This is a genomic window from Bradyrhizobium sp. JYMT SZCCT0180, assembly GCF_018130165.1.
In the GTDB taxonomy this organism is placed as follows: Bacteria; Pseudomonadota; Alphaproteobacteria; order Rhizobiales; family Xanthobacteraceae; genus Bradyrhizobium.
Genome location: NZ_JAFCLZ010000001.1, coordinates 520540 through 541030, shown reverse-complemented (window position 1 = coordinate 541030; position 20491 = coordinate 520540). Strand labels below are relative to the sequence as shown.

Here is a 20491-nt window from a genome sequence, read left to right as displayed (position 1 = left end):
CGCGCCGACGAGGTGATTGAATAGGCGGGCTGCTTGCTGCGGCGCATGAGTCCGAGTTTGGCATCTTTGAGACATGCGTGCCGATCCTGAGGATGTCCGTTCACCGGGGTAGACCGGAAGCCGCCGTGGTCCGGTTAAGCCGACGCGAATGACCCCAGACCGGACTTTGGACCGTCTGCTCTTAGGTGGCTCGGCTCACCCGGAATGGATGTCCAGGGATTGTGTTATTCGACATAGAAGCGGCTTTGAGATAAGACCGCTGGGTTATGGTCGCCGATCAACATAGAAGCAGCATCATGATGAGACGACGCGATGTTCTTGCGGCCGTCGCCGGTACCGGGGTGATATGGCCCTCATCGCTTGCAGCGCAGCAAATGACGCAGCGGCCGCGTGTCGGCGTGTTGGTCTACGGCACGCCGGACCGCGATCCGAGCATTCAAGCATTCCTGAGGAGCATGCGCGAGCTGGGTTACATCGACGGCCAGAATATTACCTATGAATTTCGCTCTGCGGAGGGGAAGCCGGAGAGGCTTCCCGGACTCGCCGTTGATTTAGTCCAGCTTAAACCCGACGTGCTGTTTGCGTCGGGCGGAGATGTTACGCCGTGGATCGCAAAGGCAACTCAGACGATACCTATCATATATTCTAGCAGCGCCGATCCCGTTACAATGAGCCTTGCGGTGAGCTTGGCCAAGCCAGGAGGCAACGCGACGGGGGTGACACTTCTGTCGGACGAACTCGCCGCCAAACGCATCCAACTCTTCAAAGCAGCTGTCCCGCGCATTTCCCGGGTCGGATTTCTTCGCGACCCAACGCACGCGGACAATGAGGAGCCCATTGCGCAACGCTCTGCCGTCGCTTTGGGTGTCGAAATCCATCCGGTTCCGGTGCGCGGCTCCGCCGATCTCGATCAAGCACTGACCGCTGCCGCCGAAGCCAGGATCGACGGGCTCTACGTTGTGTCCTCCCGGCACACCGCGCTCAACATTAGGCGCATCGTCGATTTCGCGACAAAAAATCGTTTGCCGCTGGTTGGAGGCTGGGGCGAGTGGGTGCAGTGGGGCGGGCTTCTGTCCTATGGGCCGAACACGGCCGACATGATTCGGCAGTCGGCTACCTACGTAGCCAGGGTCCTCAAGGGTGAGAAGACAAGCGATTTGCCCGTGCAGCAGCCGACACGCTTCGAGCTGCACATTAATCTTAAGACCGCGAAGGCATTTGATCTGACGATCCCTGAAGCGTTCATCTTGCTGGCCGACAGGATCATTGAATAGCCATTGCTATTCGACTTGTGGCACTTTTCTTCAGTTATTGCGCAGCGCCCCGTTGAGTGTCAGCGGCATTGAGCAGCACGCTGCCAGATGACAGAAGCGCACATCTGAGTAAATTTGATCGGCCGCTATTTTCTCGCGCTGCTTGCCTTTGCAAGATGCTAGGCTTTGCGCAAATAGAGTCTTCAAGGAGGTAACATGCTGAGGCGCGAGTTCATCGGTCTCTTTGGCAGCGCGGTAGCCTGGCCTCTCATCGCACAGGCGCAACCGGGCGATCGAATGCGGCACATCGCCTGGCTGGGGCTCGGACGGGCCGACGAGCCGTCTCCGTATCTGGATTCGTTGCGTGAAGGTTTACGCCAGTTAGGTCGAATTGAAGGCCGCAATCTGACGATCAGCGCGTTTTGGGCAACCGGTCGGGACGACATGCAAGCGGTGGCACGCCAGGTGCTTGCGTCCAATCCCGACGTCATAGTGACGCAAGAACTGATGGCGATCGCAATGCTGGGGACGCAGACCAAAAAGCCCGTAGTATTTGGTTTCAGCGGCGATCCCGTCGACGGCAAACTCGTGCAAAGCTGGCCTCGGCCGGGCGGCAATTTCACCGGCATGAGCTATCTGGCCATTGAACTTGTTGGCAAGCGCATTGAGCTACTGAAGGAATGGCTACCGCAAATGCGACGCATTGCCATTCTTGCCCGGCCTCAACATCCCGGCGTACACTTGGAGCGGCAAGCTACAGAAGCGGTGGTAAAGAAGCTCGGGATCGACTCCTCGTATTTTCCGTATGAATCGCCATCGCTTCCGGCCCGCGATCTGAGCGACCTCGAAAACGTGTTTCAAGGTATCGTTCGGGATCGCTGCGATGCACTGGTGGTCTTCCCCGATTCCGCAATGTACGAAATTATCGAACGCCTTGCCCAGCTCGCGATAGAGGCCAAGCTACCATCGGTCTCTGGCTGGGCTCCGTTCGCTCAAAAGGGATTGCTGATGACGTACGGGCCCGACGTGCGTGAGCTCTATCGTTCGCTCGCACGCTACACAGACCGTATTTTGGCCGGTACCAGCCCAGCCGATCTGCCTGTTGAGGTACCGACCAAATTCTATCTTGCAATCAATGCGAAGGCGGCCAAGTCAATGGAATTGACAATCCCGCCAACGCTGGTTGCTCGCGCCGACGAGGTGATCGAATAGCTATCCTATTTGCTGCGGTGCATGAGTCCGTTGATGGCACAAAGCGTCAGTTTGCGCGGTGCAAGGCCATGTCCGGAGTTGGGGGTAAAGCCGACTTGCCGGTTGAACGCCCGCACTTCTCACTTTGACCCACAACGGACGTCGCGATCCGCCCGCCCCCGAGCGGGCTCCCTCAATTCTTGTGACCCGCCCCATTTGGCTCCATTTTGCCGTTCTATTTGAAATGGTGGTGGCGTATAATAGCTGCGCTGCGCACCTTCCGCGGGCCAAGACATGGCAATTGAGCGCACCAAGAACCCGTTTGACCCTCTGGCGTTTCTCGCCAAAGTTGGGACGGGAAAAACGATATCGGTTTATCGCAAGGATCAGATCATCTTCTCTCAAGGAGAAGTCGCCGATACGATTTTTTACCTTCAGAAGGGCGGCGTCAAAATTGTCGTGCTATCTGACCAAGGCAAGGAAGCGGTCGTCGGTATTTTAGAACCCGGCCAGTTCTTCGGCGAAGGGTGTATGAATGGCCACTCCCTACGGATCGCAACGAGCACGGCGACGGAAGAAAGCCTGATCACCTCGATATCAAAGTCTGCAATGATTGCGGTCCTGCATGACGAACCGAAGTTTTCGGAGCTATTTGTAGCTTATCTATTGACCCGAAACAGCCGGGTTGAAGACGATTTGATCGACCAACTATTTAATTCGAGTGAGAAACGACTTGCGCGGCTGCTGCTTCTGCTCGCGAAATTCGGCAAGGAAGGCAGCCCAACACCTATCAGCCCAAATATCAGTCAGGAAACCTTAGCGGAAATGATCGGCACGACGCGATCTCGCGTAAGTTTCTTCATGAACAAATTCCGCAAGCTGGGCTTGATCAGTTACAACGGAAAAATAGAGGTTCACAATTCGTTGTTGGATGCGGTCCTGCGTGAAAAGCCTCAACTACAAAGGGATGAAGCAGATACCCCTGAGAAACGCGGCGCGTGATCCCCGCTACGCGGATTCTTTCCGGCTGGCCCAATTGCGAAGTCTCTGCTCCTGAAATGGTTCCTTCGTGCAGTGCTAATTATTCGTTTCGGAGTGGTCTGTATTGACCATCGCTCCCAAAAATCGGGGCGCATGATGCATCATCGCCGTCCTGAAATGTGGCTGCAATCGGTGACAGAGAGTTCGGTAGCGCTCCCGCCTCCTACAACAATGGAGTAGCGCAATGCAGCATCTTTTTTCACAGCCCGAATCATACAAGGAACATCAAATCGGCCAAGCGAGAATGCTGCGCGAGGAAGCTCAGTTGCTTCCGTCTGGGGCCGTGCGAGATGCCACGATCCTCGCAGCACGGCGGGCCTACACTGCGGCCCACCTCGACGATTGGGCCACCTCTCCGGGTTTGCAGTCGCCGACATGAGTATTGATACGGCTGACGACGACGATTATCTTGCAGCGATGTCCGACCAAGATATCGATAGGTCTCGCGGGCAAGCAGAAGAATGCCAGCTTCAGGCCGAACGTTCGGTTCGTGAAGCGGACAAGGAAGCTTGGCTGCGGATGGCTGGCGAGTGGACCAAGCTGGCGCAAGACGCCGAACGGCGACGTGGACTGTAAGGCGCGTCTGCTGGAATAAGAACCAGGCTAACCGCGTCTCCTTACATGCCAAGATACTTTTTCAATACGCACGGTGTTCGCCCAATCATCGATGAAGAGGGGAAAGGACTGCCTGACAACGGAACCGCTTGGCACGAAGCCACGATCATTGCAGGCGAGCTATTGAAGGATATTGACGGCAAGTTTCGCCCCGATCAGGAATGGGCTTTGGAGGTGACCGACGAGAACCGGAAGCCGCTCTATGTGATCCGGATCAAAGCGCAGGAGATGAAGTAGGGCCGCCTCAGTCGATGGCCTCTTTCATTAAGCGAATTCCATGTCGCCTATTGGCACATTTGAGACATGCCGACAGCCTTTGACGAAGTCCGTTGTTGAGGGCAAAGCCGACTTCCCGAAGGCCAGCTTTGGACTTCTCAGTTTGACCCTTAGCGGTCATGGCGCAACGCAGAATAGCGGGTTGCCGCGCTCGACATCTTGCGCCTCCAACTCCGGACTCCCATGCCGCGATGTGGTATGCTTCGACCTGGATTTAGCGTGGTCCTGAGCCTCCTTGGAGGGCAGCATGAGACGGCGCGATTTCATCAGTCTTCTTGGCGGTGCGGCGGTCGTATGGCCGCTCGCTGCGGCGGCACAGCAGAGCACCAATCGCAAGCGTCTTGCTATCTTCAGCCCATCACAGCCAAGCGCGGACTTGCATGAGCATAGCGAAAGCAAAGTTTCCCCAGCTCTATTCGCTGAACTTCGGCGGTTGGGGCAGATCGAGGGACAAAACCTCAAGGTCGAAAGTTACGGCCGAGAGCAAAACACGTCCGGCCCCGAAGCGCTGGCGACGGAAATCGTTCGAAGTAACCCGGATGTCATCCTTGTCGTTGGTCCTGGCGGAGTCTTTTTCAAAAAGCTAACATCGCGTATTCCGATCGTAGTGATAACTGGCGACCCTGTTAGGCAAGGGCTCGCCGAAAGTCTGGCTCACCCGGGCGGCAATTTCACGGGAGCCAGCATCGACGCCGGTCCATCCATTCACGGAAAACGGATTGCACTGTTGCGCGAGATGGTTCCGACGATGTCAAAACTTGGCTCTCTCGGTCTTCGACAGCAATGGCATGGGCCAGTCACCGGTCCCGGAATCCGCGCAGCGGCCGAAACGGCAGGCCTCCCTCTCGCGGTGTCTTTACTGGAAATTGGTGCCAGCGAAGCAGACTATCGGGCGGCGATCGAGAGTATCTCCCGCGACGGTGCAAATGCGGTCATGGTCCTCGATTCGCCTGAGGTCGATCAAAACAGCACTTTGGTCGCTAAGTTGGTCGGCGACGCGAAGCTTCCGGCGATTTTTACGCATCCTGCCCCCGTCGAGGCCGGGGGCTTAATGGCCTATTCCTTCGACCTGATCGAATTGTATAAGCGCGTCGCCAACAACATCGACGCGATTCTCCGAGGAGCAAAGCCCGGTGACATCCCGATCTACCAAGTAACCAAATTTGAGTTGTCCATCAACCTCAAGGCAGCCAAGCAGCTGGGGCTTTCCGTACCTCCTGCGCTCGTCGCGAGTGCCGATAAGGTAATTGAGTGAGTATGCACAGGTCCGGTGTTGGCACCTTTGAGACATGCCGACCGACCAGGAGAATGTCCGCTTGTCGGGGAAGACCGAAAGTGAACGGGCAAGGTCAAAACGACGCGAATGACCCTTAGCGGACATCAGCCTCTGGCACACATTGCTTTCTTTCGGTTGGCGTGTAGAACGGTGGTCGGGTGCTCGCTGCATGTGGCAGTGACAGGTCAAGCGATGGTCGGGCCGCCACGCGGAAAGCGCGCGCCCAATGAACCGTCGACCGTCAGACGATGAAATCCTTCGTGCCGAATCCCTCACCGGGCGGCCCTTGAATGTGCCCCTGCTGCTTCTTGTAGCCGGGGTGGCCCTGGCAGCCGTCCTGTTCGCAAATCCAGCCGCGGCAGCATCCACAACTGGCCCGTATTCTGCTCAGCCGGTCTTCCTGTTCGGCATTCCGGTTGATTTCATTCTGTTCGGCCTGACGCTGCTGGGTGTAGCGGTATTCCACCACAAGACGCTGGAGGTGGCGTTGACCGGGCTCGTGGCCGTTACACTTTACAAGCTCGTATTTACTGGCTTCCGACAAGGCACGGGCCTGATCGGCATGATGCTCCAGCTTCACCACGAATGGGTGATCCTCGCCAACCTGTTTTTTCTGCTGATGGGTTTCGCCGTCCTGTCGCGGCATTTCGAGAACAGCCGAATCCCCGACGCGATGCCCGCGTTCCTGCCAAACGGCTGGAGCGGCAGTCTGGTTCTGCTTGCCATTGTTTTCGTGATGTCGGGCTTCCTCGACAATATTGCCGCGGCCCTGATCGGCGGCACGATGGCGCGGCACTTGTTCAAGGGCAAAGTACATATCGGTTACCTTGCCGCCATCGTTGCGGCCGCCAATGCTGGCGGCGCTGGCAGCGTCGTCGGCGATACCACCACCACCATGATGTGGATCGACGGCATCAGCCCGCTTCGTGTCGTCGAGGCCTACGTCGCCGCCGTCGCCGGCTTCCTGATCTACGGGATACCAGCCTCATTGATCCAACACCGCCATTCTCCAATAGAGAAGGATGCGCAGCGCGGCCGGCACATCGATTGGACCTATGTGGGAATTGTCGCTGCAATCCTGACCATCGCCATTGTGGCCAACGTCATCGCCAACCTGAAATTTCCGGCGGTGCTCGATGCCGTCCCCGTGATCGGACTTGCGGTGTGGATCGTCATTCTCGCGGCCGCGCCGCTGCGTCGGCCGGATTGGGCGATCATGCCGGAAACGTTCAAGGGCACGGTCTTCCTTCTGGCCCTTGTCACCAATGCGTCCTTTATGCCGGTCGAGGAATTGCCGGGGGCCTCGTGGCAAACGGTTCTGGGGCTCGGCTTCCTGTCTTCCGTGTTCGACAACATCCCGCTGACGGCACTTGCACTCAAGCAGGGCGGCTATGACTGGGGTTTTCTTGCATATTCCGTGGGCTTCGGCGGATCGATGATCTGGTTCGGCTCGTCTGCGGGCGTCGCGATCGCCAATATGTACCCTGAGGCCAAGTCGGTGGGCCGGTGGCTGCGGCACGGCTGGTTTGTCGCTGTAGCGTATATTGTTGGTTTCTTCGTGATGTTTACCATTGTTGGTTGGAATCCTGACGCTCCACACAAAAAGCGTGTTGCGCTGGATGTGACTATCCAGATGGGAGTGGCTGGCCGCCCGTAAGGCGGGCCTAGCGCGGATATGATGTCGGCTTTTGGCACGAAGCGGAAGAGCCCGGCCGATCTGGACGTCCGTTGACGGGGGTAGACCGGAAGTGGCTGGCCGACCGTCAAACCGACGCTGATTGACCCAGAGCGGAAGTCGGCCTCCACATACGTTAATTACTGAACCAACACCGAATCGGCTCACTTCCTACAATTAGCTCGGACAGCGCGGATGGAAAGAAACGCTGAAATGCAAGCTCTCTTTGGCACTTCTGCTCAACCAAGTACACAACGGATATCACAAAGATGATCGATGCAATAGCGGCGAAGTACGGCCAACGTTCGTCAGTCACTGAGCACTCCGTAGGCTGGAGGGTAGTGCGCTTTTACGCTCGATTTTGCCCTGCCCCGGGATGCACTGGTGTGAACATGTTCACATTTGAGGCGGATGACGAACTCCACCTATGTCAGCGTTGGGTACCCTAATCGTCTTCCACGCCGGAACATCGACGGCGGATCTAACTAGAATTTGCGGCTTACTGACTGAGGGGCTTTTCTTGAGCCTCAGTTGGTTCTGCAGGACATCGCGCGCGGTGCATTGAGCTCTGGCTTCGCTCGAGAATGGGAAGACGCACGCGGTGCAGACCATCACAATAAGGAACGTGCCACAGGTGGATCGGATGCCTCGCGGGTCGATACCTCGGTTCGAGGCGACGTAGTCGATTTCGCTGCGGGTAATACCGATATCCATTAGCTCCCTGTCACTTAGGTCGCACAAGTTGGCCAATCTCTGGCGTTTGCACCACTCCTGAAATGCATTCCAATATGTTTCGAGAGGACTGTAGACCTGCCGCCTTGCGGTTACCGGCCCCAGCTCAGTGGTCTCGCGGATCGTGCTCATTAGGATGTGTCCTGTCTGGACTGTCCACTAGGCAATGCCGCAAGATGCGCGGGCGCGCTTAACTGGTGGCTTACATTTCTCTTACCGGCGGCTTACTCTTCGTGCGCTAGTACAGAGGCAACCCCGGGAAGGAATGGCAGCTTGCGCTATCTTTTCGAGGAATACGCATTCGACACCAACCTGCGCGAGCTGCATCGGGGGACCGATGCGGTGTCGATCACACCGCAGGTTTTTGACCTGCTCGAATACCTGATCCGCAACAGGGAGCGGGTTGTCAGCAAGGACGACCTCATCAAAGCCATTTGGAATGGGCGCAGCGTATCTGACGCGGCGCTGACGACCCGCCTGAATGCCGCCCGGGATGCAATCGGCGATTCCGGCGAGGAACAACGCTTCATCAAAACACTACCGCGCAAGGGCTTCCGCTTCGTCGGACAGGTACGGGAGGCGCGAAAGGTTGCAGGTCTAAACCCTGGCGATGCGCCCGAGAGCGTTCCTGCACTTCCCGACAAGCCCTCCATCGCCGTGCTGCCGTTCGCGAACATGTCTGGCGATCCCGAGCAGGAGTACTTCGCGGACGGGATGGTTGAGGAGATCACTACCGCACTTTCGCGATTCAGATGGTTGTTCGTGATCGCTCGCAATTCGAGTTTCACCTTTAAGGGCAAAGCCGTCGATATCAAGGAAGTCGGGCGCAGGCTTGGCGTGCGCTATGTCCTTCAGGGGGCGGTGCGCAAGGCGTCGGAGAAAGTTCGCATCACGGGCCAGTTGATTGAAGCGGCTACGGGCGCACACATTTGGGCGGACAAGTTCGAGCGTGACATGACAGATATTTTCGCGTTGCAGGATGAAGTCACGCTCGCCGTTGTCTCAGCTATTCAACCAAAGATATTTCAAGCAGAAATTGCACTGGCGTCGCGGCGGCGGCCTGAAGACCTCACCGCATATGATCTTTGTCTCCGGGCTATGCAGCAGATTGGCCCATCGACCCGCGAAGGGTTGGCCGAGGGACTCCGACTGGTCCAGCGCGCCCTGGAGCTTGACCCCGGGTTTGCTGGTGCCGCCGCTCTGGCAGGTGCCTGTCACCTGGAAAACGTGGTTAGGAACTATGCCATCGATCCTCAATTCGAACGCAAGGAAGCCGTTCGGCTCATGCGCTTGGCATTGAGCCTCGACGATGGTGATCCAAACACACTAGCAAGGGCTGCCCTGACCTCGGCACTTTTGGTCGGCGATTGTGAGACCGAGATCGAGATGGCCGACCGGGCGGTTAAGCTCAACCCGAATTCATATCACACGTGGCTCTGCAGAGGCTGGGTCCATAAGATTGCGGGGCAGCCCGAGGAAGCGATCCGGAGCTTTGACCGTGCCATGCGAATGAGCCCGGTAGACCCGCAAACATTCACAGCGCTGACCGGGATTGGATTTGCCCTTATCGAGCTTCGTCGCTTTGACGAGGCCATCATTGCAGCGAAGAAAGCCCAGCGTGTAAACCCGTGCTATCCAGGACCATACCGCTGCCTCGCGTCCGCTTTCGCCCATCTCGGACGCGACGCTGAGGCCCGTGAGGCCGCGGCTCGTATGCTTGAGATCGATCCCGCTTTCACAATATCGGCGTGGATCGCCCGGAGCCAGCTATCAAAAACTGCGAAGCTGATGATTGAGGGTTTTCGGAAAGCGGGATTGACCGAGTAGCTCTCCAATGTCTACGAGGTGATCGAATCGCGGCACTCTTCTGCGGTCCATGGGTCCGGAGTTGGCACCTTTGAGACATGCCTACCTATCCTGAGAATGTCCGTTGACGGGGGTAGACCGGAAGTCTCCGTGGTCCGGCCAAACCGACGCGAATGACCCGGAACGGACATCCAGCACCCCCACAGCGCGAGTACTGGGACATGGTTCGAGCGATCGATGACTGTGTTAGACTGTCCTCCTTGCAGTTTTCGGAGCAGTCCCAATGACACGGCGAAAGTTCATCACGCTTGGTTGGTCAGTAATCGCAACTATGCTCGTCTTGAACGACCTAACAACAGTTTCCGCGAATGCGCAGGGAAGAACATGGCGGCTCGGCCATCTCAGTCCTGGATACGACGCCACTCGTCCCGGAAGCATCCGAACAACGACCCTCCAAGAACTATCAGGCCGAGGATTTAGCGAGGGGCGGAACCTGGTCTACCTGTCTGCGGCGGCGGAAGGAGATCTATCGCGATTGCCGGAACTTGCCAGAATGCTCGCCCAGCAGCGTGTCGACGTGATCATAGCGGTGGGCATACCTGCTGCTCGCGCTGCAATGACAGCGGCTCCAAATACACCGATCGTTCTTTCTTTTTCTGGCGAAGATCCAGTCAAGGAAGGTCTCGCGGTCAGCATAGCCCGTCCCGGCGGATCGGTCACCGGTATCTTTTTTCGAGGTATTGAGAGCGACGCGAAGCGGCTCGAGCTACTTAGCGAGGCCCTCCCTACCGCACGCGTGTTCGGCTTTCTTGCGGCACCGACGCTGGAGCCGGAGCGATCAGAAGGTCTCGCGCGAACTGCCGCCAAGTTAGGAGTTTCCCTGAAAACGATCGTGGTTCAAAGTCCTGCAGACTATGCCTCGGCGTTTGAGGCCTTTCACGCTGAAGGTGCCGCGGGTGTGCTTGTCATGGGATCGACAACCTTTGCTTCCGATGCGCCGAGTTTCTCCCGGCTTGCGACCGAGCGTGGAATGGCAACTATTTGCGAGTGGGACCACATGGCACGTGAGGGATGTATGTTGGGGTTTGGCCCCGACTTGGTTGGACTGAGGCGGCTTACTGGCGACTACGTGGCACGAATCTTCAAAGGTGAGAATCCTGCCGAAATACCGATCCAATTGCCGGACCGCTTTACGCTGATCGTAAACCGCCGCATCGTTGCTCAACTAAACTTGCAACTTTCCACCGTCTTTCTCGCCCGTGTCGACGAGGAAGTGAACGAATAGGTCACTTCCCCTATTGGCACTTTTCGGACGTAGAAGAACTGCCTGACAATGTCCGTTATTGAGGGCAAAGCAGACCTCCGGGTCGAGCATCCGGACTTCTCAGTTTGACCCTGTGCGGACATTAGACCGCTTGGAGCCGGGTCGAAAATTGCCTACGCTCGGATAGGCGTATGGAGGCGGCGTCGGCAATGAAGCGACGGGAATTTCTCGGTGTCATTGGTGGCACGGCTATGGCGTGGCCCGTGGTCGCGCGGGCGCAGCGGCCCGAACCGATGCGGCGCATCGGTGTATTGGTTGGCCTTTCCGAAAATGATCCAGAGATGAAGGAGCGCCTCGCGGGATTTCGACAGGGGCTTGAGAAGCTTGGATGGTCGGAAGGTAGCAATGTGAGAATCGACTATCGATTTGCACCCGCTGGCGCCCAGGCGCACTTGCTTGCAAGAGAACTTGTCGCGTTGCATCCCGATGTGATCCTCGTACAGTCGACACCCGCGACCGCTGCCTTGAAGCCAGAGACCAGTACGATCCCTATCGTATTCGCTGGCGTCGCCGACCCGATTGGATCGGGTTTCGTTGCAAGCTTGTCGCGACCAGGCGGCAATCTCACCGGCTTGCTGCAATACGAAGAAGGTATCACCGGCAAATGGCTTGGCATGCTCAAGGAGATTGCACCGAACCTCACGCGCGCTGCTCTTTTGGCCAATCCAAGTACGGCGGCTTTCGATTACTTCCTGCGGTCTGCCAAAACGCTGGCTCCATCGCTCGCGATTGAAGTAGTGCCTATGCCAATCGAAAACGCTAACGACATTGAGCGTTCTATCGAGAGCTTCGCCCGCGAACCGAATGGCGGGCTGGTTCTGCCGCCGGATACCACGACCGTAATCCATCGCGATGTCATTATAACGCTAGCGGCCAGACATCGCTTGCCCGCAGTTTACGCGATCCGTGTTTTCGTCGCAGCGGGCGGTCTCATGTTCTACGGGACTGACTTCGTCGAATTGTACCGACAGGCGGCATCGTATGTTGACCGCATCCTGCGGGGCGCAAAAGCCGCTGACCTTCCGGTGCAACTGCCAACCAAGTTCGAAACCGTCGTCAACCTCAAAACGGCGAAGGCGCTTAGCTTGACCGTTCCGCAGGTACTCCTGGTCGCCGCCGACGAGGTGATCGAGTAGACCGACCATGTCGGCTAATGGCATGACGGGGGTAGACCGGAAGTGGCTGGCCGACCGTCAAACCGACGCGATTAACCCAACAGCAATTAGCTGTGCAGTGCTGCAATGGCTTTTATGGCTATCAATGCGCCCGACTAAACCGCTACGATGCCGTCACCTGAGCTTGGGAGCGGACATGAGGCGGCGCGAGTTCATTACGCTTCTCTGCGGCATGGCGGCGACGTGGCCGCTGGCCGCACGCGCGCAACAGCCAACGATGCCTGTCATTGGTGTGCTATCCGCCGGTTCACCCGACGGGGGGCTCTCCGATATTGAGGCGGCGTTCGAAAGAGGTCTCGCGGAGAAGGGTTACGTGGCCGGAAGGAACGTCAGGATAGAACATCGGTGGGCAGGAGGAAACTACGATAAGCTTCCCGAGCTCGCACATGAGCTCGTGCGCCTCAACCCTGCCTTAATTCGGGCGGGAGGCAATGTGGTTGCGCTCGCCGCGCGGCGTGCCACTCCAACAATTCCAATAGTTTTCAACATTGCCTCAGACCCGGTGAAGCTCGGCCTGGCAAAAAGCTTCGCTCGTCCTGGAGGCAACGCCACCGGCATATCTATATTGACCGCAACGCTCACCCTCAAACGGCTTGAACTAATCCGCGAGCTTTTACCGCAAAACGCGACCGTGGGCTTTTTGGTAAACCCGGACAATCAAGACTTGTTGCTGGAAATCGAAGATGTTGCCCGTTCGACCGGGCAGTCCTTGGAAGTCGCCAAGGCGCGTAAACCGGCTGACCTCGAACCGGCATTCGCGCAGCTTGTCAGAGCTCAGGTCGGTGCGGTGCTCATCAGCAACAATGCGCTCTTTCTGAGCCAACGTGTGCAACTCGTCGCATTGGCCAAACGTCATTCACTTCCGGCGACTTACGAATTCCGGGAGTTTCCGGCGGTTGGCGGCCTGATGAGCTACGGGCCCAGCCTTCCCGATACTTTTCTAGCAGTCGGCACCTACGCGGCACTCATCTTAAAAGGTGCTCAGCCGAGTGACCTACCTATTCAGCAACCTACGGCATTTGAATTTGTCATCAATTTGGCCACAGCGCGCTCCTTGGGCATCCAAATTCCTCCCTCTCTTCTCCTTCGCGCCGACGAGGTGATCGAATAGTTTTGCTGCGGTGCATGTCTGGTTCTGCCACGAAACGGACCTGTTCCCGCTAGTCCGACATGTCCGCTGTCGGAGGATGAACGGACCCAGACTAGACGCGGCGCAAGGTCTCAGTTTGACCCGAATCGGACGCCGGCCGAACCGCATCACTCGATCACGTCCTCGGCGCGAGTGAGCAGCGGTCGCGGTATCTCAAGGCCGAGCGCCTTCGCGGTTTTCAAGTTTATGACCAATTCAAACTTTGTCGATCGCTCCACAGGAAGGTCCCCAGGTTTTGCGCCCTTCAGAATTTTGTCTACAAAAAATGCCGCGCGGCGATAGTTCTCGAGCAGATTGGGGCCATAGCTCATCAGACCGCCGTCCTCGGCCAACTCGCGCCTGAAAAAGATCGCCGGCAGTCGCGCAGTGGTCGCCAACTCAGCGATGCGCCGGCCATAGGTATTAAATGTAATGTCTGGCGGAACGAGCAGTGCCTCGGCTTGGGCCTGCGTAAATGCAGTAAGGGCCTCCTGGAACTGCTCGGGGCTACGGATTTCGAACGGTGTCAGGGTGATCGTGGCACGCGTTGCTGCGGACTGTATCTGGCGCCATTGTGGCGCGTGCAACGGGTTTGTGATATTGATGAGAACGGCAACGCGCGCTAGATGCGGCAATAATTCCCGCACAATATCCAGCTGCTTCGCTGCCAGATCTTCGGCGAAATTTGTGAGCCCGGTCACGTTGCCGCCGGGATGAGAAAGACTCTGTACTAAGCCAAAACCAACTGGATCGGCGCCGTCCGCCATCACAATCGGGATCGTGCTGGTAGCGTTGCGAGCTGCCAGGTTGGCTGGCAACGGCGCGGAGACGATGAGACGTGGATTCAACTGGACCAACTCGGCTGCCAGCTCCGGCAGGCGGACAAGGAAACCATCGGCAAAACGGTATACGAAGCGAATGTTGCTTCCTTCAACGTAACCAAGCTGCTGCAGGGCAGCCTTGAACGCGCCGAGTTGCCTGGAACTCACCTGCTCGGAACTGGCATGCAGAACCCCGATGACGACGGGAGGCACTTGCTGCGCGTGTAGCGGCATCGACCATATCGCCGCTGCGCTGCCGAAAAGGCTAATGAACTTGCGCCGCCTCATGCTGTCACCCAAGGCCGGGGGTCGGTTTCTGATGTTCGAACGATAGCACGCGCCACCGGTTGGGTATTGTAAACCATTTGCGTTGGCGCGACGATGCTAGGCCCACATGCGTTATGTGGCTTCTTGGCACTTTTCGGACGTGCCGGGGCGAACTGACCATGTCTGCTCCTGAGGGCAGAGCGGACAGCCTGCTTGGGTTCGATCGGATTTATAAGTACACGCCCTAATTTTGGTGTACGGATTGACTGTCGCTGGGTGCGAAGGTGCAGCCGAACAAAAGTGTGGGGGCGGGGGCTGGAATGAGGGACGTCAATCGAATTCCGCGGTGGGCCTGGTCGATCACGGCAGCATTCCTAATCATAGCGACGTTTGACTTTTACAAGTTCCTTCGAATTGTGGTCTGCGGCTTTGCGGTGGTGGTTTTCTTTCATACTTCGGAGGACGACACGCCCACTCGCGTATGGCCGTTGATCTTTGTGGGGATAGGAATTCTGTTTAATCCGCTTGTGCCGGCCCACTTGGACCGCGCCACGTGGTTCTTTCTGGACATAGGCGCGGCGATTCTGATCGTCACGCATTTAATTGCGGTGCGCGTTGGGCCGCAACAATCTATCGAACCGGACCGTGTTGGACGGCAAGGTGATGCGCGCGGCAGCACAGAAGGGAAGTGAACGTAGTGGGCTTTTTGGTTATTTTGATAGTAAAGCTGCTTGATCCAATCGTCGCAATTTTGGCGCTGGTAGCAGGTGCAATGTCGCGCGCTTGGTGGCACATCGGGCTTGCAGGGCTAGGAATAGGACTGCTGTCGGAGCTGCTTTTGTCCATGCTTCGTCCAACAGGTACGTTTAGGCCGGGGGCATTCCTAGTTGCGGCAATTGCCGCTGGGGCGTGGAGCGCCCTCGCTTTTTGGATTAAGGGCCGATGGAAACGACGCAACCTGACCGAACCTTCAAAACTGAATTAGAGAGAGGCCGGCAGGCCACTGCCAAGCAAGGGCCTGCCAGACTGATCCGCGCGGCGACATCACCATTCTTGACCGGCTTGGCCGCGAACCTGCCAGACAGCGCCGTGAATGTCTTTGGTCACTAGCTCGATCGAGCGCCCGCCGATAATGGTCCCACGGAACCGCGCCAGATAACGGCCGAAACTCTTTGTGGCAAACACGCCGTTTCGCGCGATGAAGCTCACGAAAACCTCTCGCATTTCCGGGCTCTCAGCGACGCTGTGAGCAATTTCCCGAACCGTGAACCTGCCGGTCGGAAGCGCGTCGATGATCTCAGCCAGTTCCGCCTTCTCGGGATCATCTGCCCGCATTGCATCGACATCGCCCCGGCAGTCACCCATGCCCAGCCAGATCAGCGCCGATCGCACGGTGTCGGACCAATCCTCGAACGACCCCATCGGCGAAGCTTGGCTTGGGGCACCGGCAGACAGGTAGGCACGAACTATCGTCAAGGCGGCGGCAACGAGCTCGGCACGCTTACGCAATGAAAGGGCGGTCGCATCGTGATCAAAGCGGCGCTCATCGGGTCGCTCACATTTGGCATCAAGCCGGATGCGAATGGCTCGGCGATTCAAATCGCCGTGGATCGACAGATTGTTGCCCGTCGCGCAGATGAGAGCGGTCGAAGGGATGCGGACATTCTTGGATGCGCCGAGCACTCGAACCTGAACCTCATCTTGCGTCAACATCTGGCAAAGCTGGTCACTGCGCAGGATGTGGGTGACATTGTCGATGCTGATTATCTGATCGCCGGCAAGCGCGGCGGCACCGATCCGTTTTTCAAGTTCCGCTTCGTCCTGCGTCGGCGTGATGACAGCCGCCTTGCGGCCCGTCGCCAGGATGGCGGCGATGTCAACGAGAAGGCTCTTTCCGGTTCCCGCCGCAGGCGCGGAGATAGCGAACATGGGAACGGTCCTGAGGCAGGGCCGCATGACGCTTGAAATGAGCAGCGCGAGGGCGGCAGCGCGGTCAGCATTATCGACGAAGGGAAATGCGCCTATCGGCTCCACCAGGGCGTCAAGGGCGTCCAATCCATCGCGTTTAGACGGACTGTCAGGTACCTGCCACCAGATGCGATCTCCGACCAGCAGGAGGCCGGTGGCCGCGTCGTACCCCGGCGCACAGAGAACCGTTCCGTCAGGCCGTAGCGTTGGCGCGCTGATAACGGCCCGCAAGCGGGGTACGTCGGCCCAGCCGTGGCCCTTATTGGCCAGGATCATGCGCGCGACTTCTGCGGGGCAGTCACACGGCACAAACTTGTCGGCGCGGCCGTCCCATTTCGCAAATCTTCTGTGGCGAGTGAGTGTTTCGACCAACGCTACATCGGAAAGGGTCGTGATAATGACCGCTCCGTCCGGGCGATCGACGTTTTCGCCTTGCTTTGCTACAGTGAGGGTTCTTGCTGGCATGCAATATGTGACTGCCCGCACAAGGTCATCGCCGCGAGCGTAGATACCGAGCGAAGCGTTCGAAAGAACAGCCATCGCACGGTCAACCGCTTCGTGAACTTCCCCTTTGACGATGTAGATGGGCTCGCTAGCCAGCCTGTCACCGCGAATATCGGCGGCCGGCGCAGGACCGGCAACGGGCGCGGGCTGGTTCGCGGGCTTCCCTGACGCGGCCGGCATGACGGCACTGGCAGTTGCCGGCAGCTTATCCGCAACCATCTCCGGTAAGTACGGCGCAAACTCGATCCGCCCGTCCGCCTCATAAGCGGCCACCGGCGGGAGGTCATTCGTCCAATCAAGGGCGCCAAGCATCTCGATATCAGCCACGGCGCGCCCTAGATGTCGTCGCCCGGAGACAGGAACGGATTTCCGTCCTCGTCTCGCGGCACGATCTCGCCCAGATACTTCCAGGCGGTGACGCCGTACAGGTCTTCCAGCCGCTTCAGCCACTCAGCCAGCCGCAGCGCGAAGCCGACGGCCGCGTTGAGCGCATCGCCGCCGGAAGCGCCGCCACTTACCGGCTTTGCCGGCCTAATACCTGGGTCGCGCAGCGGTTCGTTATTCATGTCGCGGCCGGCAAACATCGACATCGAGCGCGTGAGGGCGTCGATCAACTTGTCTGCTTCGGCCAGGAGCGCGTACCGCACGAGCATTTCGGCGCGGTGCGTCTCTGATAGGCCGTAGTTTCGATAAAGGTGATCGAGGCGTTTCGCGACGGCTTCAACTGCGGGATGATCCAGCGGCGCGCGCCAATCGGCTCGGGCGATCGTACGCGGGAATTGTGGGGTGAATTCTTCAGACATGATGCCCTCGCAACGTTGCGATCTTGCAAGGGCGGTAGCGGTGATATAGAAATGCACTGCTTTACGGTGCAGTTTCTCTCGCGACCCGCCCGGCTTTCCTGAAAATGGGGGCCGGGCTTTTTGCCCGGTGTGGCGGATCGGTCAGGCGGCGACTTGGCGCGCGGCCTTCATGCGTTCGAAAGCGTCGATGATTTCCGAGCGTGGCCAACGCGAAAGCTTCCCGAGCTTCACTGGTTGCGGAAAGGTGCCGTCAGCGACACGCCGCCAGAAGGTCGGCACGGAAACACCGGCAAGGCGTGCGCTTTCCTGCACGTTCAGCAGCGGATCGGGCAGGGTGGTGAGTTCGGTTGCGGTCATTTTCAGCCTCATCGATTTCGATGGGGCTGATCATTGCCGATACGAATTACGAGATCACGGTACAGATTAGCATGAGTTCGTACCGCTGCGCTTCGGCTTGTGCGCCTTGTAGGCTTTCTCGACCGCATCGCGTTCAAGAAAGACGCCAGTACTGGGGAGCCAATCGGTCACAGCGCTAAGCGCCTGGTCGTAGCTCGATCCTACTGCCATCTCTTTCGCAACCGCCAACGCAATCCCGCGGTCGCGCTGGATCCTCTCCAGGTTTCGCCCACGCTTTCCCTTGCCGGTGACTTCGATGCTAAGCGGAAAAATTTCCGCGATCTCGCGCATCTTCGGGTCCTCAAGACCGGCAGGATCGATACGGGGATTGTCGCCGCGCGTCATCATCACCGCCAGCGCTAGCAGCACTTCGCGAGATGGGACATGGCCGCACATGATCCAGTCCGCGAATGGCCGCGTGTCGCCCTTCGCTAGCCAGTCAAGAATTACGAGATCGCGAGCATTGCCAATCGATCGTCCACGGTCCCGAGCAACAAGGAGCGCTTCGATGTCCCACGCCGTACCGGGGGTGTCCATCAGCCGTGCGCCTCCACCAACCGAACAATCTTGCCGCTATTGCCGGTCGCGTGGTCGGCCCATCGCTCCATCAACGCGCGACGCTGTTCGATGAAGTCCGTCCGGCGGTAAGCCCGCGTCACTTTGCTACCGGCAACGTGCTGCAGGATCGTCTCTGCCACTTCGTGCGGCGCGTCTGTAGCTTCCGCCAGCCAGTCCCGAAGGGATGAACGGAAGCCATGTGGACGCGCCTCCAGCTTTGCCCGGCGCATGAACATGGAGAGCGTCATATCGCTGGCTACGCCCTTGCCTGTGACATTCGGGAAAAGATACCCGCCGCGTGCGAGCCGCTTCGCCTGTTCGATCACGTTCATGGCCTCTGCCGATAACGGCACCCGAAAGGCCTCCGTCTGGCCTTTTCGCCCCTTCATTGCCTCTGCCGGCACCGTCCAAATGTCGATCTCGTGCCCATCGATCTTCTCGCGCGTGATCTGATCCTCGCGGATGAACCTCAGCGGAGCAGAGCGAACGCCCGTCAGGATCAGGAGGCGCAGAGCGAGATGCGTCACGCTGCCGTCATTCAGGCTTGCATAGAACGCCGGAACGTCCTGCCACGCCATGGCCGGGATTTTTCCGGCCTTGCTGTTGCCGCTGCCGATCAGAGCCCGGGCCTTGTCGATGATTCGCGTATCTACGTCGAGGCCAAGCGCAGCGGCATGGCGAACGACCAGGTTGAGCCGGTTGAGCGCCTTTCGCATCGTCTCGGGCTTTGTGTCGCGCAGCGGCCGAAGCGTGTCGCGAATATCGACCTGATCGAGGTTCGCGACAGGCACCTTGCCGAGCCTAGGGAGGACATGCAGCGTCAACGGCGAGAACCAACGGCCGGCCGTGCCATCTCCCTTCAGCCGCGCCTTGTAGCCCTCAAAGAAGTCGTCGGCGACATCCTTCAGCATGTGCAGGTTGCGCGCGGCCTCGCGCTTGGCTCGCTCCCTGACCTTGATCGGATCGTTGCCAGCGCGCACGGTGGCCCGCCATTTTTCAGCGGCGTCGCGGGCTTCCTTCAGGCCAACGTCGGAAATGGACCCGAGCCCCATGTGCCGCAGCCGCCCATGCACGGCCACTCGCAGCACCCAGCTTCCGGCGTCTTTGCTGCCTTTGCATAACCAGAGGCCGCCGCCGTCGCCGTATTTGCCGGCAGGCGCTTGCCGCACCATCACCGCCGAAAGTTTGTCCCGCCCCTTCGCCATCGCCCAGCTTCCTTTACACACTGCTTTCCACACTCAAGATTTAGACGGAATGAGAGCGAGTGACAACGAGCGATCCGCACTGATGCCGAATTATCTATTCAGATCAAATGCAACGAAGCGCGGCGATTGGGCGTGAGACTAGATGATGGGTCATGATATTGAAGTTATGTGCTGCCCCTGGGCACCATTAATCTCAGTCACGCCGCATTCGAAGAAGTCGCCGAGCAACGGCTCGCCGTGGTGTAGCCGTCAGGCGAAGCCGGATGGTTCGATCCCGCCCCATTTGACCTGAGAGAGCGTGACTTAGCGGCCCCGCGCGGCTTCGACCCGCAGGGCAGAGGCCGGGTCGCAGGATCGCGGCTATCTCGGTGATGTTACGGGGTTTTTGACATAAACATTAAGCCTGCCCGAACACCAAAACTTAAGGCCGCCGACGCTAGGTTCGGGGATTGCAAGATCTCGGCGGTGCCCGGCCG

19 protein-coding genes are annotated in these 20491 nt (G+C 58.4%); 12 read left to right on the top strand and 7 right to left on the bottom strand.

What is annotated here, in order from left to right; all coding sequences use genetic code 11:
• Positions 1 to 296: 296 nt before the first annotated feature.
• The 7 genes from JQ641_RS02580 to JQ641_RS02550 all read left to right on the top strand — a co-directional run bounded on the left by JQ641_RS02580 (position 297) and on the right by JQ641_RS02550 (position 7309).
• Positions 297 to 1274, top strand: coding sequence for an ABC transporter substrate-binding protein (locus JQ641_RS02580; protein ID WP_211994248.1), 978 nt, complete (start codon positions 297 to 299; stop codon positions 1272 to 1274).
• A 195-nt stretch (positions 1275 to 1469) separates the two neighbouring features.
• The gene (locus tag JQ641_RS02575) at positions 1470 to 2465 is read left to right on the top strand and encodes an ABC transporter substrate-binding protein (protein WP_211994247.1); all 996 of its coding nucleotides are present in this window, start codon (positions 1470 to 1472) and stop codon (positions 2463 to 2465) included.
• Positions 2466 to 2738: 273 nt separating this feature from the next.
• Positions 2739 to 3446, top strand: coding sequence for a Crp/Fnr family transcriptional regulator (locus JQ641_RS02570; protein WP_211994246.1), 708 nt, complete (start codon positions 2739 to 2741; stop codon positions 3444 to 3446).
• A 414-nt stretch (positions 3447 to 3860) separates the two neighbouring features.
• Positions 3861 to 4061 carry a hypothetical protein gene (locus JQ641_RS02565; RefSeq protein ID WP_211994245.1) on the top strand — a complete coding sequence of 67 codons (201 nt, stop codon included), beginning with the start codon at positions 3861 to 3863 and terminating at the stop codon, positions 4059 to 4061.
• 45 nt (positions 4062 to 4106) lie between these two features.
• Positions 4107 to 4337 carry a DUF6894 family protein gene (locus tag JQ641_RS02560; RefSeq protein WP_211994244.1) on the top strand — a complete coding sequence of 77 codons (231 nt, stop codon included), beginning with the start codon at positions 4107 to 4109 and terminating at the stop codon, positions 4335 to 4337.
• Positions 4338 to 4623: 286 nt separating this feature from the next.
• On the top strand, positions 4624 to 5631 hold the full coding sequence (locus tag JQ641_RS02555) for an ABC transporter substrate-binding protein (protein ID WP_211994243.1): 1008 nt from the start codon (positions 4624 to 4626) through the stop codon (positions 5629 to 5631).
• A gap of 247 nt (positions 5632 to 5878) precedes the next feature.
• Complete coding sequence (locus tag JQ641_RS02550) at positions 5879 to 7309, top strand: citrate transporter (protein WP_249133683.1); 1431 nt, start codon at positions 5879 to 5881, stop codon at positions 7307 to 7309.
• A 414-nt stretch (positions 7310 to 7723) separates the two neighbouring features.
• On the opposite strand, the gene JQ641_RS37730 is transcribed toward JQ641_RS02550, so the two are convergent.
• The gene (locus JQ641_RS37730) at positions 7724 to 8191 is read right to left on the bottom strand and encodes a DUF1127 domain-containing protein (protein WP_249150143.1); all 468 of its coding nucleotides are present in this window, start codon (positions 8189 to 8191) and stop codon (positions 7724 to 7726) included.
• Between the two features lie 141 nt (positions 8192 to 8332).
• Here JQ641_RS37730 and JQ641_RS02540 point away from each other — a divergent pair, with 141 nt between their 5' ends.
• From JQ641_RS02540 to JQ641_RS02525, 4 genes are all read left to right on the top strand, one after another.
• Positions 8333 to 9886 carry a winged helix-turn-helix domain-containing tetratricopeptide repeat protein gene (locus JQ641_RS02540; protein WP_211994242.1) on the top strand — a complete coding sequence of 518 codons (1554 nt, stop codon included), beginning with the start codon at positions 8333 to 8335 and terminating at the stop codon, positions 9884 to 9886.
• Between the two features lie 262 nt (positions 9887 to 10148).
• Entirely contained in the window at positions 10149 to 11150 is a 1002-nt protein-coding gene (locus JQ641_RS02535) for an ABC transporter substrate-binding protein (protein WP_211994241.1), read from the top strand.
• A 170-nt stretch (positions 11151 to 11320) separates the two neighbouring features.
• Entirely contained in the window at positions 11321 to 12325 is a 1005-nt protein-coding gene (locus JQ641_RS02530) for an ABC transporter substrate-binding protein (RefSeq protein WP_211994240.1), read from the top strand.
• 175 nt (positions 12326 to 12500) lie between these two features.
• Positions 12501 to 13475, top strand: coding sequence for an ABC transporter substrate-binding protein (locus JQ641_RS02525; RefSeq protein ID WP_211994239.1), 975 nt, complete (start codon positions 12501 to 12503; stop codon positions 13473 to 13475).
• 146 nt (positions 13476 to 13621) lie between these two features.
• On the opposite strand, the gene JQ641_RS02520 is transcribed toward JQ641_RS02525, so the two are convergent.
• Positions 13622 to 14602, bottom strand: coding sequence for an ABC transporter substrate-binding protein (locus JQ641_RS02520; RefSeq protein ID WP_211994238.1), 981 nt, complete (start codon positions 14600 to 14602; stop codon positions 13622 to 13624).
• A 299-nt stretch (positions 14603 to 14901) separates the two neighbouring features.
• On the opposite strand from JQ641_RS02520, the gene JQ641_RS02515 reads away from it, so the two are divergent.
• The gene (locus JQ641_RS02515) at positions 14902 to 15273 is read left to right on the top strand and encodes a DUF6804 family protein (protein ID WP_211994237.1); all 372 of its coding nucleotides are present in this window, start codon (positions 14902 to 14904) and stop codon (positions 15271 to 15273) included.
• A gap of 352 nt (positions 15274 to 15625) precedes the next feature.
• Here JQ641_RS02515 and JQ641_RS02510 read toward each other — a convergent pair whose 3' ends face one another.
• The 5 genes from JQ641_RS02510 to JQ641_RS02490 all read right to left on the bottom strand — a co-directional run bounded on the left by JQ641_RS02510 (position 15626) and on the right by JQ641_RS02490 (position 20015).
• Positions 15626 to 17380: a hypothetical protein gene (locus tag JQ641_RS02510; protein WP_211994236.1), complete on the bottom strand. Its 1755-nt coding sequence runs from the start codon at positions 17378 to 17380 to the stop codon at positions 15626 to 15628.
• 8 nt (positions 17381 to 17388) lie between these two features.
• Positions 17389 to 17856, bottom strand: a complete 468-nt coding sequence (locus tag JQ641_RS02505) for a hypothetical protein (RefSeq protein WP_211994235.1) — start codon at positions 17854 to 17856, stop codon at positions 17389 to 17391.
• Positions 17857 to 17997: 141 nt separating this feature from the next.
• Entirely contained in the window at positions 17998 to 18213 is a 216-nt protein-coding gene (locus JQ641_RS02500; RefSeq protein WP_211994234.1) for a helix-turn-helix transcriptional regulator, read from the bottom strand.
• 66 nt (positions 18214 to 18279) lie between these two features.
• The gene (locus JQ641_RS02495; RefSeq protein WP_211994233.1) at positions 18280 to 18789 is read right to left on the bottom strand and encodes a hypothetical protein; all 510 of its coding nucleotides are present in this window, start codon (positions 18787 to 18789) and stop codon (positions 18280 to 18282) included.
• Positions 18789 to 20015, bottom strand: a complete 1227-nt coding sequence (locus JQ641_RS02490; RefSeq protein WP_211994232.1) for a tyrosine-type recombinase/integrase — start codon at positions 20013 to 20015, stop codon at positions 18789 to 18791. The genes JQ641_RS02495 and JQ641_RS02490 overlap by 1 nt, the downstream gene beginning before the upstream one ends.
• Between the last annotated feature and the right edge of the window lie 476 nt (positions 20016 to 20491).